This is a genomic window from Parafrankia soli, assembly GCF_001854695.1.
In the GTDB taxonomy this organism is placed as follows: Bacteria; Actinomycetota; Actinomycetes; order Frankiales; family Frankiaceae; genus Parafrankia; species Parafrankia soli.
In genome coordinates this window covers 37,729-54,323 of sequence record NZ_MAXA01000001.1, presented here as the reverse complement: position 1 = coordinate 54,323, position 16,595 = coordinate 37,729, and the positions used below count along the sequence as shown (strand labels likewise).

The 16,595-nt window shown below is 71.0% G+C and carries 13 protein-coding genes; 5 read left to right on the top strand and 8 right to left on the bottom strand.

Annotated features, from left to right (window positions below):
• Nucleotides 1-12: 12 nt before the first annotated feature.
• On the top strand, nt 13-1,269 hold the full coding sequence (locus BBK14_RS00210; RefSeq protein WP_071059145.1) for a glycosyltransferase: 1,257 nt from the start codon (nt 13-15) through the stop codon (nt 1,267-1,269).
• 53 nt (nt 1,270-1,322) lie between these two features.
• Here BBK14_RS00210 and BBK14_RS00205 read toward each other — a convergent pair whose 3' ends face one another.
• From BBK14_RS00205 to BBK14_RS00185, 5 genes are all read right to left on the bottom strand, one after another.
• Nucleotides 1,323-2,747: an O-antigen ligase family protein gene (locus BBK14_RS00205; protein WP_241831000.1), complete on the bottom strand. Its 1,425-nt coding sequence runs from the start codon at nt 2,745-2,747 to the stop codon at nt 1,323-1,325.
• Nucleotides 2,748-2,749: 2 nt separating this feature from the next.
• Entirely contained in the window at nt 2,750-3,586 is an 837-nt protein-coding gene (locus BBK14_RS00200; protein ID WP_241830999.1) for a hypothetical protein, read from the bottom strand.
• A gap of 183 nt (nt 3,587-3,769) precedes the next feature.
• Nucleotides 3,770-4,942, bottom strand: coding sequence for a glycosyltransferase family 4 protein (locus BBK14_RS00195; RefSeq protein WP_071059138.1), 1,173 nt, complete (start codon nt 4,940-4,942; stop codon nt 3,770-3,772).
• Nucleotides 4,939-6,000 (bottom strand): polysaccharide pyruvyl transferase family protein, encoded by a 1,062-nt coding sequence (locus BBK14_RS00190; protein ID WP_071059136.1) that lies wholly within the window; start codon nt 5,998-6,000, stop codon nt 4,939-4,941. The genes BBK14_RS00195 and BBK14_RS00190 overlap by 4 nt, the downstream gene beginning before the upstream one ends.
• Nucleotides 6,001-6,057: 57 nt before the next feature.
• Nucleotides 6,058-7,164, bottom strand: a complete 1,107-nt coding sequence (locus BBK14_RS00185) for a hypothetical protein (RefSeq protein ID WP_071059135.1) — start codon at nt 7,162-7,164, stop codon at nt 6,058-6,060.
• 842 nt (nt 7,165-8,006) lie between these two features.
• Between BBK14_RS00185 and BBK14_RS00180 the strand changes: the two genes are divergently transcribed.
• Both BBK14_RS00180 and BBK14_RS00175 read left to right on the top strand, forming a co-directional pair.
• The gene (locus BBK14_RS00180; protein ID WP_071059133.1) at nt 8,007-8,909 is read left to right on the top strand and encodes a tyrosinase family protein; all 903 of its coding nucleotides are present in this window, start codon (nt 8,007-8,009) and stop codon (nt 8,907-8,909) included.
• 9 nt (nt 8,910-8,918) lie between these two features.
• A complete protein-coding gene (locus tag BBK14_RS00175; protein WP_071059130.1) occupies nt 8,919-9,278 on the top strand; it encodes a hypothetical protein in 360 nt (119 codons plus the stop codon).
• Between the two features lie 145 nt (nt 9,279-9,423).
• Here BBK14_RS00175 and BBK14_RS00170 read toward each other — a convergent pair whose 3' ends face one another.
• Together BBK14_RS00170 and rsmI are read right to left on the bottom strand one after the other, a co-directional pair.
• Nucleotides 9,424-10,953 (bottom strand): carbohydrate-binding protein, encoded by a 1,530-nt coding sequence (locus BBK14_RS00170; RefSeq protein ID WP_241830998.1) that lies wholly within the window; start codon nt 10,951-10,953, stop codon nt 9,424-9,426.
• A 929-nt stretch (nt 10,954-11,882) separates the two neighbouring features.
• Nucleotides 11,883-12,884 (bottom strand): 16S rRNA (cytidine(1402)-2'-O)-methyltransferase, encoded by a 1,002-nt coding sequence (gene rsmI, locus BBK14_RS00165; protein ID WP_071059126.1) that lies wholly within the window; start codon nt 12,882-12,884, stop codon nt 11,883-11,885.
• Between the two features lie 40 nt (nt 12,885-12,924).
• Between rsmI and BBK14_RS00160 the strand changes: the two genes are divergently transcribed.
• Nucleotides 12,925-14,529 (top strand): dolichyl-phosphate-mannose--protein mannosyltransferase, encoded by a 1,605-nt coding sequence (locus BBK14_RS00160; RefSeq protein ID WP_071059124.1) that lies wholly within the window; start codon nt 12,925-12,927, stop codon nt 14,527-14,529.
• 447 nt (nt 14,530-14,976) lie between these two features.
• Nucleotides 14,977-15,177, top strand: coding sequence for a hypothetical protein (locus BBK14_RS00155; protein ID WP_018502051.1), 201 nt, complete (start codon nt 14,977-14,979; stop codon nt 15,175-15,177).
• A 63-nt stretch (nt 15,178-15,240) separates the two neighbouring features.
• On the opposite strand, the gene BBK14_RS00150 is transcribed toward BBK14_RS00155, so the two are convergent.
• On the bottom strand, nt 15,241-16,587 hold the full coding sequence (locus tag BBK14_RS00150; protein WP_071059122.1) for a hypothetical protein: 1,347 nt from the start codon (nt 16,585-16,587) through the stop codon (nt 15,241-15,243).
• Between the last annotated feature and the right edge of the window lie 8 nt (nt 16,588-16,595).

Here is a 16,595-nt window from a genome sequence, read left to right as displayed (position 1 = left end):
AGGAACCGACCCATGCCCGAGCCCGACCCCCGCTCCGCCCCCGCGCGCGACGTCGTGTTCACCCTGTCCAGGGAGACGCTGCGGGACATGGCGATCCGCTCCTACATGCGGCCGCCGGACCGCGTCCTGCTCACCCTGATGCAGTCGCCGCGGGTGCGACGGCTACTCGTCGCCGAGCCGTTCCGCAGCCGGGTGACAGCGTTGGCGAAGGGCGACCCGGTGGTGGCCATTCCACCGACGAGCAGGCCGGACCGCTACGTCGTGTCCGCGCGCCGCTGGCGTCGCGAGGACCCGGTCTCGCCCGCGATGCTGCGCCACACCTACCGGCGCTACGACCGGGTGCTGCGACGGGCCGCGGAGCAGGCCCGCTGCGAGCGGCCCGTGGTCGTCACGACGTACCCGCTGCTGGCCGGGCTCGCCGAGCTGGAATGGGCCGACTCGGTCGTCTACTTCGCCCGTGACGACTGGGCGACCTACCCCCCGCTGGAACGCTGGCACCCGGCGTTCCAGGATGCCTACGCCGAGATCCGCCGCCGGCGGCGGCCGGTGGTCGCGGTGTCGGAGTCGCTGCGCCGGCGGCTCGCTCCCACCGGAGGCTCACTGGTCGTCCACAACGGCGTCGATCCCGCCGAGTGGGAGCGGCTGCCGCCGGCACCCGCGCTGACCACGGGCCTGCCCCGGCCGTGGTGCGTCTACGCGGGCACTGTCGACGACCGGCTCGACGTCGACATGGTCGCCCGGCTGGCGACGGAGAGCACGGTGATACTCGCCGGGCCCGTCAAGGACGAGCGACACGCCGCCCCGCTGCGGGCGTTGCCCTCGGTGGTCCTGCCAGGCCATCTCCCCCGGCCGGCCGTCACCGGGCTGATCGCCGCGGCGGACGTGTGCCTGCTACCGCACCGGGTGACCTCGCTGACGGAGGCGATGGATCCGATCAAGCTGTACGAGTACCTGGCGGCGGGGCGGCCCGTCCTGGCGAGCGACCTGACACCGGTCCGGGGCGTGGGACCGCGGGTCAGGCTGCTGGCGCCGGGCGACGATCCGGTGGCCGCGTTCAGGGAGGTCCGCGGCTGGCCGGAGGTGACCGAAGCGGAACGCCACCGGTTCGTCGCGGCGAACAGCTGGTCAGCCCGTCATGTGGAGCTGCTGGACTTCGCTCTTGGCGGCGATCCGGAGCGGCAGCGGCAGCGGCGGCCCGCGGCCCGGCCGGCCCCGCCGATCGAAGGCCACGCGAGGGCGACGTCAGCGAGGGCCGGCGAGGCGACGTGAGGCCGGCACCCGCGAGGGCCGGCGTACCCGCGGCCGGCCCTCGCGGCGCTGGTTCACGCGATGCCGGCGGGCTGCCGGGCCGCCGGGACGAGCTCCGCCACGCTTGGCTGGTCACCGCGCGGGTCCCGCCACTGGACGGGTGCCGCCGCGGCAGGCCCGGCCGGTGTGGGCACGGGCCGCTGTTCGAGTCGCCACAACGCGCCGGTGACACCCAGCGTCAGGTAGAACAGGCCGGCGAAGGCCGGGAACGACAGTGAGTCGAAGCTGTACGAGGCCGCCGCGACGGCGACGAGCATCGCGGCGAGGGCCTGGGCCAGTTCTCGGGTCGCCGCGTCGGCGGCGCGCCGGGCCACGCCGAACGCCATCGTGATCCCGCCGAGCATGACGATGACGAGCGCGGCCAGACCCACGTATCCGGAGGTGAGGATGGTCCCGAGGTACTGGTTGTCGAGGAAGAAGTACTTCGCCGGGATGAAGGTGCCCGGCCCGCGCCCGAACCACGGCCGCTCGCTGATGTAGGCCTGCGCGACCGCGTAGTCCGCGATCCGTCCCTGATAGCTGGGATCAGTCTTGTAGTTCAGGAACAGACTGCGCAGCGTGCCGAGCACGCCGGGCACGGCGGCACCGAACGCGCCGACCCCGATCACCAGCCAGACGAACACGTTGAAGCGCCGCCGCCAGCTCCACACGACGCTCTGGACCAGCAGCACGCAGCCAAGCCCGATGATCGCCGTCCGGGAGACGGAGAGGGGGGCGGCCGCCGCGGTCAGCACCAGCGCCCCGGCGGCACGCTGCCGGGCACCCTTGGTGACAGCGTGAGAAGTCCGGTACAGCGCCAGCGGGACGACCATGGCGACGACCACACCGAACTCGATGTAGTGCGACGCCGTGCCGGCGACCCGGGAGGTGCCGCCCCCTCGTGAGACGGACTCGAGCGCCGGGGACCACATCACGAACCCGGGAAGCCGCAGGTACCTGCTGTAGTCCTCGTGCGTCAGGTACTGGACGATTCCGAACAGCGCCATCACGGCCCCGAAGCACATGATGCGCGAGATCAGGACCTCGAGCCGGGCCCGCGAGGGAATTCCGTCGGCTGCCGCGAGCGCGATGCCGACGAGCGCCAGGACGGCCAGGATCGACCGGTCCGAGGCACGGGCCTCCACGCCGTCGAGCCCGCGGCGCTGACCGGCCACATAGGCGGCGAGCAGCGCACCCAGATAGATGAGCAACAGGCCCCGGACCGGCTGGCGGCCACGGCGGACCAGGCCGGGATGCAGCCAGGTGCACAGCCAGGCGCCGGCCAGCACCAGGCCGAGCAGGAACATCGGCCGGCCCGCAGCGCCGAGCGACTGCAGGGTGTTGCGCGCCGGGATGACGAACAGCAGCACGCCGAGGAGTGTCAGCACGCTCACCGCGTCCGGCCGCCACTTGGCGATCGGGAGCGCCGCCACCGTCCGGAGCGCCGCCCGTCCGGGCATCGTCACCGCGGGCGGCCGCTTCGGTCGAGGTCCGGCGGGACAGGCCCCGCCCCGAGTCGGCTGCCCGTCCGAATGGTCACCGTGTCCTCATTGACCGCCGCGGTCTCGTACTCCGGTGTGTCCCCGCCCGGTGTGTCCCCGCCTCGGCGCGGCGAGGCCAGTGGATCTCCCAGCGGATCCGGCTCCCGAGTCAGCGGGCTCCGCGGTGATCCGGCGTCCGGCAAGCTGTCGGGCCGGCCGGTTCCACCGGCCGCGGCGCGACGGCGGGCGGCGACGAAGCCGTCCAGCGCCACCGCGAGGCCCACCGCCGCGGCGAGCGCGACGACGCCGATGACGATCCGCTGGCGGGAACGACCCGGGTACTGGGCAGGTGAGAGGTTGGCCCCCTCCGCCGCCGACATGATCGAGTACTGTGCGCCCGGAGCGGTGACACCGGTGCTGGCCTGGTGCGCGACGAGGTGTCGGTTCGCCATCGCGACGACCTCCTCGACGGTGCGACGGGCCAGGTCGGGCGTCGGGCCCGTCACGCTCACCGACAGCACCAGCTTCGCCCTGGTCCAGCTGACCTTGTAGGTGGGGAGAAGGCCCATCTTGTGGATCTGCGCGCGGGACGCGTCGGCGTCCATGGCGCGTTCCTCGAGCGAGCCGGCGAAGCCGACGCCGCCGGAGTTCTCCACGCTGCCGGTCGGCGCACTCGCGCGGCTCGGCGGGGCGTTGACGAAGGCGTCCATGGCCGCGGAGTACTGCGGCTTCACTCCCGAAGTGGTGACCAGGGCGGTTGCGATCCCCACTGCCACAACCGCCAGGAACACATACCAGCGCCGAATGGTGATGCGCACGATCTGCCATATATCCATCTGAGCATTCCCTCCCCTCCCACGCCGCCGGCGCTCACCGACGGCAGATACTCTGATCGCCTTTTCGGCACGTCGTCAGACCCAGCGGGTCCTTGTTCCTCCCGTACTTCGCCTGGACAGCGCCGTCACGCGCCACCGGCGCCTTCTCGCCCGGCCCGCGGCAGATCACATCCCTCGCAACAGACCGGCCAACCGGCCCGCCTGCGCGCCGGTGTTGAACGTCGTCTCGACCGCCTGGCGGCCGGCCCGCCCCATTGCCGCGGCCCGGTCGGGGTCGAGCAGGAGCCCCGCCAGCTCCGCGGCGAGGGCGCCGGAATCACCCGGCGGAACAAGCAGTCCTGTCCGCCCGTGATCGACGTAGTCGGACATTCCCGGGGTTTCGGTGACCACGACCGGGCGGCCCGAGGCCATGGCCTCGAGAACGACACTGACGCCGCTGACATGTAGGTTCGGCCGCAGTGTAACCACCACCGCGGAGGCGCGAGCGTAGAGATCAACAAGATCGATGTGGCTCATTCTTGGATGCCGCTTCCCGAGCCTTGCGGGAATCGTCACCTCTCGGCCGGTCACCAGTTCCAGGCGCAGCCCGGTGACTTTTCCAGCCGCGTCCGCGATGGCGGCGAGAAGCGTATCGTGGTCCCGGTGCCGGTCGTTTCCGACGCTGACCACCAGGCCGGGTACCGGATCGGTTTCGGCCGGCCGGAAGAAGTCCGCGTCGATGCCGAAGGGCAGATGGGCGAGTCTGCGTTCGGCGACCTTCAGGACGTCCCGGAGCACCGGGAGCTGGGCGCTCGACAGCGCCCAGACCAGCTGGGYCGAACGCAGCGCGCGGGGCGCCAGCGCCAGTGCCCCCCGCGGCCGGCCCACCGGGTCGGTCAGCCAGATGACGCCGGTGGCGACCGGTCTGCCGCCCCGCCACCGCTCCATCGAGGCAGCCGGTACCCCGGCCCGTTCGTCCCAGCACAGCACCGCCTCCGCCGCCGCGTCGATCCGACGCGCGGCGACCTCCCGCCACTCGAAGCCCCCCAGCGCGCGGGTGGCTCTCGCGCCCGGCGCCCGGTGGCTCACGGCCGGCAGCGACCCGCTGGTCCGAAAGCCGTGGTCGGCAAGCCTGTTCAGCCCGTACGGCCAGACGTCCGGGACCTCGCCCCGGGCATGTCGACGTTCCCAGTCGTAGGGGTCGAGGCCCCGACTCAGGAGCACATCCACGACCGGCCGTGGCTCACGGTTCGTGTCGGCGGTGTCGGCACGAGCGGCCATCTCGGCACGAGCGGCCATCTCGGCACGAGCGGCGGTGTCGGCACGAGCACCGACGCCGTGTCGCGGTGGGGCGGTCACGGCGCGAACTCCCGGCACCTCTCCAGGGCCTCGTCCGCGCTGGTCGCCCAGTGCACGAGGTCGCTGTCCGAGGTCCACGCCTCGAAGGTCCCACTGACCTTTCCGTAGCTGTTGTCAAACACCGAGTGGGGGATGCCGAGAAGCAGGCAGAGAATGTGCGCGTGCAACCGGTCGGTCACCACGTAACGCGCGGTGCACAGGAGGCTCGTCGCCGTTCCCACGCTTATCTTCGCCATTGTTTCATAGGCCGCGTGCAGCGCGGGGCGGGCCGCCCGGTGCGCATCCGGATGCCGGCCCAGGGCATGCCGCTCGAGTTTCGGCAGCGCCTTCGCCGCTCTCCACCGCGCCGCGGGCAGGCCACGCATTCCCCAGTCGGCCCGACGTATGCCGGGGCCGGCCACGCCCGCGATGGCTCCGGTGCCCTCAACGTCATCGCGGGCAAGACACAGCACACCGTCGGGACGTACCGGCCGCGGCGGTCTCAGCGGGCCGTTGGCCAGGGCCGAGTCCGGCGCGAACACGAGCGGAACATCGAAGTTCTCGGTGGCGAACGAAAGGCTGCGCCGTTCACGGACCATGAGAGTGAAATGTGGGTGGGCCGCGGTCACGCGCTGGGCCTCGGAAAGCGCCGTCCGGCTACGGAAGGAAATACTCTGCGGAAGTTGGATCACGGTACGGTCCGGGAAGTCACGCAGGACCCGGACCCGGAGCTCCTGATGCCCCGGCCAGAGGTCACCGAAATTCCCCCCGCCGAGTAACAGGACAGGCCCCTCCGGCAGTGCCTCCCGTAACCGGTCCGGCCGGTAGCGCGCGGTGTCCGCGACGTAGGCGACCCTTACTCCCAGCTGTCGGAGAATCTGGCGTACGCCGAGCCAGATGGCCGAGTCACCACTGTTGCGGTGGTACGGGAAGTCGAGGAGCGCCACGTCGGTCGTCCCCGGCGGCAGCAGGTCGGCGACGGCGGCCGTGGCCCGCGTCGACAGGCTCTCGATCAGGCGGGCAGTGGATGCGACCGCTGCCGTCGAGGCGTACGAAACCCCTGTCGCGGCCTCCGTCATTACTCGCGTCCCCCAGCGTCCCGTAATCCTCGGATGGTCCGTCGATACAGCACCGCGTCAGGTCGTCGCGGCCCGGCCGTGCAGGGCCCGCCGCCACACAAGCCGGTGCACCCGCCGTGCGTCGGACCTCGCGATCGCCTCGGCAAGCGCCCTGACGAGCACGGGGTCACGGTTCGCCCGGCGAAGTTCACGCAGGTTCACGACCGCCCAGTGCCGGGGGCCTCGGCCGGGGAGGTCAACCCGCCGCACGACATCCGGATCAAGACCGGACGGGAAGCAGGTGAACTCGCCGAGCACGCCGAGGGACTCCAGGGCGAGCATCGTGCGCAGGCACTTCTCGCACCTGCCGCAGTTGAAGTCGCCGCCCGGGTTCTCCCAGCAGACCCTCAGGTTCTGCCGGACGACCGGGTGCCTCGCGATGAAGGCGACCTTCTCCTGGCGGGTGGCGTCACATCCGTCGTGCTCGATCGCGATCTGGTCGCTGGACAGCAACGGATCGGTGAGCGGGTGTGAGGCGAGCGGCTGCAGCTCGTGGTAGGCGAGAGTCCCGGCGACCAGCGCACGACCGAACCGCCGGGACAGCAGGTGCGCGACGGTGGCGAGCCCGGACGAGACGTAGGCGGGCCAGCTGACGTGCGGATCCGACAGCGCGCGCAGGTCGGTCTCGAGCTCGATCAGCTCCTTGCCGAGGCTCTCCACCGTCCGACGCAGGCTGTCGGAGACGACTCGTCGCAGCTCGACGTCCTCCAGACCGACGTCGAATCCGTGCACGTAGACGACCGCGTCCACCCTGTCGATGTTGCGTAGGAGCGTGTAGAAGCTGTCGACCCCGCCGGAGAAGAAGCAGAAGGTCTCGGCCGCCGCCGGCCGGGCCGAGCGGGCGGTCCCGGTCAGCACCTGTACCGGCTCGAGGGTGGGATACCACCGCGACATCAGTGCCTGGTAGTCGTCCACCCTGGCGGCCAGCACCTCGCTGATCGGCCCCGCGCACTCCAGAGTCACGCCGCGCCGCATGGCGATTGTCAGCGCAGTGGTCAGGCCGGCGTTCGCCGTCTCGGCAAGCTCGACGTCCGAGGAACGGAAGTACGCCTCTTCCACTCCCCTCAGGCCACGCACACCGATGGAGACCAGATCGCCCGGCGCGGACGAAACCTCCACCTTCATGGCTTTCCCCCCAATTATAGCCCTGATAGTGAGCAGGGTCGAGCATAACGGGATGGGGACACCGAGATACGGGAATTCTTGGATGTCCTCGCCCCATCTCGTCGAACGGTACTACCTCGGCGGAAGATCCGCCCGGAGCGGCTACGCGGCCACCGAGGGGAGCCGGCGCGGCCGCGCCGGCTCCGACGGCCCGAGAGCATCATCGGATGCCGATTGTTTGCTTGTCGTCAGAATTTGTTTGCTAGACGCCAGGAATCCGAAAGTGGCGCCACGGCCACATCTCCGGCGGCCGGCCCGGCGCCCGCCGAGCCGAATCGACTGCCACGAAAGAAGATCGGCCGCGGCACCCATTCACCAGCCCCCACCATCATGTAGCGGCGCAAACACGGAGAGTGCTTGGACGGTTTCCGGCAAGAATTCAAGCCGATTTGCAGCTACGCCCTCCGGTGTGTGCTTAAACTGGTGGGGCTCTCGCGCAGACAGGGTTCAAAGCATGAAGGTCGCAACGTCTCCATCATTCAACAATCCGATGCCGGTCCGTTACATCCGGTCGACCGGCAGAGAGTTGACCTGCCCCCGGCCGCCACGGACCGGCGGGGGATCAGGAAGGTGGACGGCAGCCAGGGATGCGTGTGGGCGCAAGGGAAGTCCACGCCAGGAACACCGCCGCCGGGTCGGTGGCGCGGGCAGCGGCAGCGGCTTCCAGGAACCAATCGGCCGGCGTCGGATATCCGACATCGACCGGCCCGGCCCCGAGGGGCCATCGCAGGTCGCAGTGTCGAGTCGTTCACAGGAATGCGTCGACGCGCCTACCGGGCGCGTCGGCTAGGGGGGAAGGTTACATGCCTGTTCGTCGAAGTATCTACGCACTCAGTCTGGCCGAGGTCCAGRCGTTCACCGACGCACTGAACACCCTGAAGCAGTCAGGTGTCTACGACCAGTTCGTGACACGGCATCACACCGCAATGATGACTTTCACACCGACGTCACAGACCGTACGGAACGCCGCACACAAGGGACCGTCGTTCCTGCCCTGGCACCGCCAGTCACTCCTCGAGTTCGAATCCGCGCTCGGTGYGGTCCTGCCCGATTTCGGAATCCCTTACTGGCCGTGGGAGGCCGACGCCGCGTTACCTGACCCGAAACAGGCGCCGATCTGGACGGCGGACTACTTCGGCGGGAACGGTCTGCAGAGCAACGGCTGGTATGTACAGGACGGGCCGTTCGTCAGCTGGCAGGCGATCATCCTGAACAGCTCGACGGGTCAGCTCGTCCCCCGTTCAAGGGCTGGACTCATCCGGAAGTTCGCGGTGGACACCGGCGCGACAACCCTGCCGACACAGGCGGACGTCACCGACTGCCTCACCGAGTCACAGTACGACCGCTCCCCCTGGATCGACTCCCAGAGCACGAGTCCGAGTTTCCGTAACCGGATAGAGGGCTTCCTCCGGCACTCCGGCGAGTCGTCCACCCAGGCGAGAATGCACGGCCGGGTGCATCGGTGGGTCGGCGGCGACATGGGCGTCAGCACGTCCCCGAACGACCCGATCTTCTGGCTGCATCACTCGAACGTCGACCGGATCTGGTCGGTGTGGCAGGCGTCCGGGCACGCCACCGACTACCTCCCGGTCACCGGCGGGCCGACGGGCCACAACCTGAACGACGCGCTGCTGGGTCTTGCCACGTCGGGAGTCACGCCCGCCTCGTTGCTGGACATCACCGCACTCGGCTACAGCTACGAGTAGGGGAAAGACATGACCGAGATGTCGCGCCGGCGGATACTGAGCAGCGCCGGAGTCGCGGGTGTGCTGGCTGCCACCGGGTTCGTCGCCACACGGCCGACCGAGGTGGAGGCCGCCACCGCGGATTCCCTCCGGTCCTTCCGGTCGGGCCAGATCAAGGACCTCAGGATCGGCGGGCGAGCAGTACGGATCGCCGAGAGCTCCAATGATCTCGTCGTCACCGTCGACGGGCGGCAGCTGAACCACGTGCAGATCCATCGGGACAGCCCCACCCGATACCTGTCCCACGTCTTCCCGCACCACGAGTTCGCGGACGTGAAGTCACTGGTCGCGGCCCTGGTCGAAGGCGACCGAACGCTCCTCGTTCTCTGAGATTCGCTGAGGCGAGTCTCCGCGCCAAGCGGCGGCCAGACGCAGCTGTCCGTGGGTCCTGGTCGCGACCGGGACCCACGGATCCGTACGAGTGGTGGATCAGGGGGCCGTCGGGCTCGGAGCGCCCGACGGCCCCCTGATCAACTCAGCATTTGGGGTCGTCGTTCACCGGACGGCCGGTGTCGGCCCAGATGTTGGACTGGTCGAACTTCACCTGGCTGCCCTTGAACGACTTGATCCCGTACAGGCAGTTGCGGCCGAACCGGTTGTTCACGAAGGTCACGTCACCGGCACCGTTGAGGGTGAAGCCGCCGCCGTTGATGAAGTTTCCGTCGAAGACAACCCGCGAGATCGGCCCGATGTTCTGCCCGAACATGTAGCCGGCGTTACTCGACTCGCCGGTCGTCTCGTTGATGGGAATCAGGGTGTTGTGGCGCAGCACGATGTTGCTGCCGCCGGTGGTCTGTACCGCGTCGTTGTGGCTGGACGGGGTCTGGGCGAGGTGATGAACGTACGAGTTCTCGATGAGGATGTTGTCGTTAATGAAGAAGCCGTCGATCGTGTTCGAGATGTTCAYCCGGCGGGCGGTGAAGTCGGCGGTCGACATACCGGAGTTCGAGGCGCCCTGCCCATCGATGGTGACGTCCTCGACCAGCAGGTTCTGGCCGAGGTTCTTGATCACCGCGGAACCCGACGACCGGCAGGAGACCCGGGAGTTCCGGATGACGACGTTGTCGGCCTCCACTCGGATGCACCCGCGCACATCCCTGTTCTCGATCACCGTTCCCGCGCGGGTGATGCGCTGGTCACCGGAGAGGAGGGTCAGCAACGTCCCCGCCCGGACGCCAGTGGTGCTCGCGTTGGGCATGCCGGCCGGGATCGGCGTGATACCCGACCCACCCGGTGCGGGCGGTGCCGTGCTCGGGCGCGGTTGCTCACTCGTCGGCGCGCTGGGAGTCGCGCTCGTGCCAGGCCGCGGGCTGCCGCTCACCGGCGGGGACGCGCTCGGCTGGCCGCCTGTGGTCGCCGCCGGCCCCGTCGGGGCCGGCGATGACGGCCTCCCGATGAGAAGGGACGCATCGTCCGCGTAGAGGAACTGGCCGGCGGGAAGCCGGTCGGCGACGACCGCGAAGTCCAGCCGGTGGCCCGTGGCGGTCGCCCGCAGGGAGACCTCGACCTTTCGCCAGGTGGCATCGTTCAGGGTGACGTTGGTCAGGGCGCGCGCGGCCGTGCGGGCACCGTCGAACTCGGTCAGCTTCAGCTGGACGCGGGTGCCCGGGGCGGTCGTGCGCACCCAGACGGCGCCGAGATAGGTCAGCCTGCCGCCGGTCCAGGTCACGGCGTCCGGAGTGTCGGTCAGGGTGATGGCGGGTACCCGGGCCCTGGCCGTGACGACCGCCGCGCCGGACCCACTGCGGCCGGGCACCGTCGGGGACAGGCGAGCGCTCTCGGACGGCCCGGCCGACCAGCCCGCCACCGTGTTCTCGAAGCCAGGGTTCGGAAGGAAGTTCACACCGGTCTGGTATCGCGGCTCGGTGTCGGCCAGCTGGATGGGCTTCCCACCCGCGTCGTCGCCCCCGAGCGCGGAGTGCAGGATCACGCCGGTCGTCCCGCCGACCACGACAAGGAGACAGAGGGCGGATAGCAGGATCTTGCGTCTGGCGGTTCGAACCACGCGGTCACGCCTGCGCCGGTCACGCCGCCCCACCCGGCGGCCCGCGCCACGCGAATTCTGTGCGGGGCCGTCCGGCCTTGCCTCGTCCTCGATGATGCTCTGATGCATCTGCAGCCAGCTCCAGAAGATGGATGGCCGGGTTCACGGGAGCTGTCGCCTGCTGGCGGCCAGCGGCTTGGAACCCGTTGACAGAATGTGCACCCCCCCGTTGAGAGCACTCCCACCGGGGCAGCCCGGTTCAGCGGGCGCGGGCGGGATGCATTCATCAGGATGCTTTCAAACTGATTCCTCTGATTCCGCCGGTCTTTCTTGACATAAAGCAAGCATCGGYGGCCGGTCGACAGCCACCGCCCGTCGACAGCCAGGGTCGCCAACAGCCAGGGCCTCGGAATTTGACACACAGCCGATAATCCATGCCTGGCAGGGTGGCTTATCCTACCCCGACCACTCCGCCTCGCCAATGGATACTCGTGGGGAGAGTGTGACGTCCGGTCTGATGGACGCCATCGGATGGACGTGGTCGGGCAGGCGCTGTCGGGAAGTGCTGTCGGGCAGGCGCTGTCGGGCAAGTGCTGTCGGGCAGGCGCTGTCGGGCAAGTGCTGTCGGGCAGGCGCTGTCGGGCAGGCGCTGTCGGGCGGATGCCGGAACGGTTGCTGAACGTCTGGGGGGCGCGGTAACCGTACGAGACCGCCGGCACCCCGGTACGGCCAAGCGGAAGGAATTCCACACCGAGACCACATATGAGAAAGGACCTGCCGTGGCCTCGCAAACCGCCGCGGCACGACGTGGCTCCAGGCCCTCATGGTCCGCGCGATGGTCTGTGCGAGCGGCACTGCACGGCACGACATCGCCAGGAATCACCGCCCCGAAGTGCGAGTTCCGCACCGGCGCCCTGGCGCCCCCGGTCACCCGGGCGGGCCGGGGCGGCTCACCCCTCGTCTGTTCCCGGGGTCTCTGTCCGTTCCAGGTCGCGGGCGGCGATCACCGCCGCGTACACCTCCCGGGGTGACAGGGAGTACTCGGCGGCCACCGCCTTACGCGCGTCCCGCGCCGGCATGCCGCCCGCCGTCAGGCGGGCCACCGCCGCGGCGAGCACCTCCGGCCCGGCCTGAGTGGGCGCCGCGGGACCAGCCCCCGGCCCGGCCGCGGCCGCGGCACCGGCCTTGTGCGGCCCCGTCTCTGCCCAGAGCGCGCCAACTGGTGCGCTCGCTCCGGCCTCCCGGGCGGGCCTGGCCGTCCCGGCGCTCGCGTCGCCGGCGATCACCAGGGTGAACTCGCCCCGGACGGTGCGCCCGTCGCCGGCCCAGTCGACCAGGCCGGCCAGGTCGGTGCGGACGATCTCCTCCCAGGTCTTCGTGAGCTCCCGGCACAGCGTCGCCCGGCGCGGCCCACCGAAGGCCTCCGCCAGGTCACGCAGCGACGCGCCCAGCCGGTGCGGCGACTCCAGGAAGACCATCGTCCGGCTCTCCGCGGCGAGCCCGCGCAGCCGTGACCGGCGTTCGCCCGCCTTGCGGGGCAGAAACCCCTCGAAGGTCCAGCGGTCCGAGGGCAGCCCGCTGACGGCCAGCGCCGCCGTGACCCCCGACGGCCCGGGGACCACGGTGATCGCTACCCCGGCCGCGGCCGCCGCCGCGACGACCCGGTAGCCGGGGTCGGAGACCGCGGGCATGCCCGCGTCCGTGACGAGCGCGACGGTGCGGCCGGCGAGCAACTGCTCGGTGAGCATCTCCGCCCGGGCACCCTCGACGGCGTCGTAACAGGAGACGACCCGCCCCGTGATCGTGATCCCGAGCGCGTGCGCGAGCCGGCGCACCCGGCGGGTGTCCTCGGCGGCGATCACGTCGGCAGTCGCGAGCACCTCGCCCAGCCGCGGGCTCGCGTCGCGCACGTCACCGATCGGGGCACCGCACAGCACGAGGGTCCCGGACACCCGACCAGTCTGCCAGGGGGCAGGACCTACCCTGATCGGTGTGACGGCGACGACGGCGCACCTACCCCGTTCCGAGACCGGCGCATCGGAGCCCAGCCGCCCGGAACCGGCCACTGCCGCCAGAACCGGCCGTACGCCGCGCGAGCGGCTGTGCCCGCCGATGCCCGGCGACCGCGCCGTCGGATGGCTGGCGCCCCTGTTCGTCGCGGTGACCGCCGGGATCCTGCGGTTCTGGCGGCTCACCGAGCCCCGCGGGCTGTACTTCGACGAGGTCTACTACGTCAAGGACGCCTGGGGCCTCATGACCGCCGGGTACGAGATCAACTCGAAGACCTGTGACGGGCCCGCCTACGTCGTCCACCCGCCGTTCGGCAAGTGGCTCATGGCCGCGTCGCAGTGGCTGTTCGGCCACGTCGACTGCGCGGGCACCCCGCACGGCAGCCCCGAGCTGGGCTGGCGCTTCTCGTCCGCGCTCGCGGGCACGCTGGCGGTGCTCGTGCTCGCCCGCGCGGCCCGCCGGATGTTCCGTTCGACGGTGCTCGGCTGCTTCGCCGGCCTCCTGCTCTCCATGGACGGGCTGGAGTTCGTGCAGAGCCGGATCGGCATCCTCGACATCTTCCTGATGACGGGCATCGTCATCGCCCTGGCCTGCCTGGTGCACGACCGTGACGACGGCCGGCGCCGGCTCGCCGACCGCCTCGACCGGGCCGCGGCCGGCGCCGGCCCGACGCCGGCCGACACGCGGTTCGGCCCCCGGCTCGGCCTGCGCCCGTGGCGGCTCGCGATGGGCGTGGCCCTCGGCGCGTCCATGGGGGTCAAGTGGAGCGCGCTGTACACGATCGTCGGCTTCGCCGCGCTCGCGCTGGCCTGGGACGTCGGTGCCCGCCGCACTGCCGGCGCCCACTCCCCCGTGCTGGGCGCACTGCGCCGGGACCTGCCCGGATGGCTGACAGGCTGCGTCGCGGTGCCCGTCGTGACCTTCCTGGCGACCTGGACGGGCTGGTTCGTCACCGACGGCGGCTGGTACCGCGACYGGCACGGGCACGGTTTCCTCGCCGCCTGGCACGGCTGGTGGGACTACCAGATGGAGGTGCTGCACTTCCACGAGGGCCTGTCCGACTCGCACCCGTTCCGGTCGACCCCGATGAGCTGGCTGGTGCTCGGCCGGCCGATCGCCTACTTCTACAGCTCCCCGGCGTATGGCGCCGAGGKCTGCACGGCGGTCAACGGCTGCTCGCGGGAGGTCATCGCGCTGGGCAACCCCGCCGTGTGGTGGGGCGGGACGGCGGCGCTGGTCGGCTCGCTGGCGCTGTGGGTGCGCGCCCATGACTGGCGGGCGGCACTGGTGCTCGTCGGCTTCGGCTCGGCGTTCCTGCCCTGGCTGCTGTTCCCCAGTCGGACGATGTTCTTCTTCTACGCGCTGCCCTCGCTGCCGTTCCTGGTGCTGGGGCTGACGGCGATGGCAGGGCTGGCCCTCGGGCCGCGCGACGCGTCCGAGACCAGGCGGCTCGCCGGCGCGCTGTCCGTCGGCGTGTACACGGTGATCGTGGTCCTGTTGTTCGCCTACTTCTACCCGATCCTGGCCGCCGAGGTGATTCCTTATTCATCTTGGCGAATACGTATGTGGTTTCCCGGGTGGATCTGACGGAATCAGCCCCGGACAGGGCCTCCACCCAGGGCGGGAGCGCCCGGAGAGAGCCGCCCGGGGCCCGCCGATCGGCGTGACGGCGGGCGCCAGCCCGACAAACAGACCACAGCCGTGTCTCATGTCACCTTTGCCGGAAAGTCCCCCTACCGGCGGCCACATCATGAAGTGGCACCATCACTGAGAGAAGGTCTTGGCAGAGTAAGGCCGGCACGGGGGAGACATTTCGACATGGCCAGTCACCGAAAGTCCACACCGACGGTAGCTAGCAGCAGCACACCACCGCCGAACGAGGGGGGTCACRCACGCCCCGACAACCCGATCGGGGATCGTGGATCGGTCACCACGTCCCTTGGCCGCGGAGACGGGGAGGCCCTGACAGGTCTCCTCGACACGATCGGTCACCGGCCACGGGTGTCCGGGGGACCAGGACTGAGAGGAAAGAGCATGGCGGATGTGTCGGTGCGCTTCGCGATGACCGATGACAGCGAGATCGTTCTGAACCTCTCGCTCACCCAGGCGATCCGTCTCACCGAGGCGATCGCGTCCAAGGTCAGCCAGGCCATGACCGAACAGCCGCGGGCCGGCATGAACGGCAGCAACGCCTATGGCCCGGGTGTGCGTCCGGGGCCGTACTCGACCTCCTGAGTCCCCACCGGGCAGCGTCCCGGCGAAACCTTGGGCGGCGCCGGCCGGGTGCGGCGCCGCCCGTCACCGCAGCGGGTACCCCGACGGCGGTCCGGCGGGCGGCCCCGCCCCCGGCCGGCCGGGGGTTCCCACCACCACGTCGGGACGTACCCGATCAGCCCGCACGGCGTCGCCGCGGGCCGCTTCGCCGCGGGCGGCTTCAGCCCGCATCGCTTCGGCCCGCTGTATTTCGGCTCGCAGTATCTCTGCCCGCAGCGTTTCGGCCCTCGCCATCTCCAGGCGCGCCGCCTCCGATCGGCCGAGGTCCGAGCGGTCAGGGTCCGAGCGGTCGAGGTCCGAACGCCCAGGGCCAGACCGGCCGACGTCGGACCGTGCCGGATCGACGCGTCCGACGAAGACATCGGGCCGCGGCGCCTCGCGCCGAGCCGGGTCCGCCTGGCGTCCCACCTCGGCGACCGGCCGGTCCCCACCAGGGCTCCCGACCGTCACGTCCTGGTTCCCCACCGCCACGGGATGCCCCGGCCCGGAGCCCGCCACGAGCACGTCGGGGCGCCGCACCGTCGGCGGACGTCCACCGGCGGGCAGCCCGGCCGCGCCGCCGGGAACGCCCGCGGGAGCCTCGGGCCGCCCCACAGCCACATCGGCCCGCCCGACAGCGACCTCGGAACGCCCCCCGGCCATGTCGGTACGCCCAGCGCCGCGCGCGCCCCCGGCATCGGCACGGGCGGCGTCCAGGCGGGCCGCGTCGAGGCGCGCGATGTCCCGGCGGGCGGCGTCCAGACGGGCGGCGGCATCGCGGCGCGCGGCGTCCGGGCCCGCGGGATCCAGGCGCGCGGAGTCCGGGTGCGGGACGTCGTCCGGCGGCGGGCCGGTGAGCTCGGCTATCAGCGCGTTCAGCAGGCTCAGGTCGCGGCGGCGGATCTCCGCCGCCGACGCGGCGTCGCCGTGGCCCGGGGCCAGCGCCGCGCGCACCCGGCCAAGCCGGGCACGCAGCGCGCCGACGTCCGCCGCGGCCAGCAGCCCCTCCCGCAGCACCAGGACGACGTGGCCGCCGTGGTCGACGACGTCGAAGGGCTGGCTCATCTCCATCGTGACCACCCGGATGCCCACCGGGGCCTCCTGGTCGTAGACCAGGCAGAGCTTGTCCTCGGCGAGGACCTCCGCGGAGCCGTCGTCCCACAGCACCGTCGCCCGGGCGGTCGACGGCGCGGCCGAGAGCACCGCATCGACCCGGACGCCGCCCCCGACCGGCTGCGCCTCCTCGTGTGACGCCGGATGCACGGACAGCACCGTGCCACGACGAGACCACACCCCGCCGCCAAGATCGTCCACCGGGAAAACCCGGTCGCCACGGGCGAACATGACAAGGCTGGCTCGACCGTCCGCGATGGTCGGCAGCTGCTCGGTCATGGCGCGAT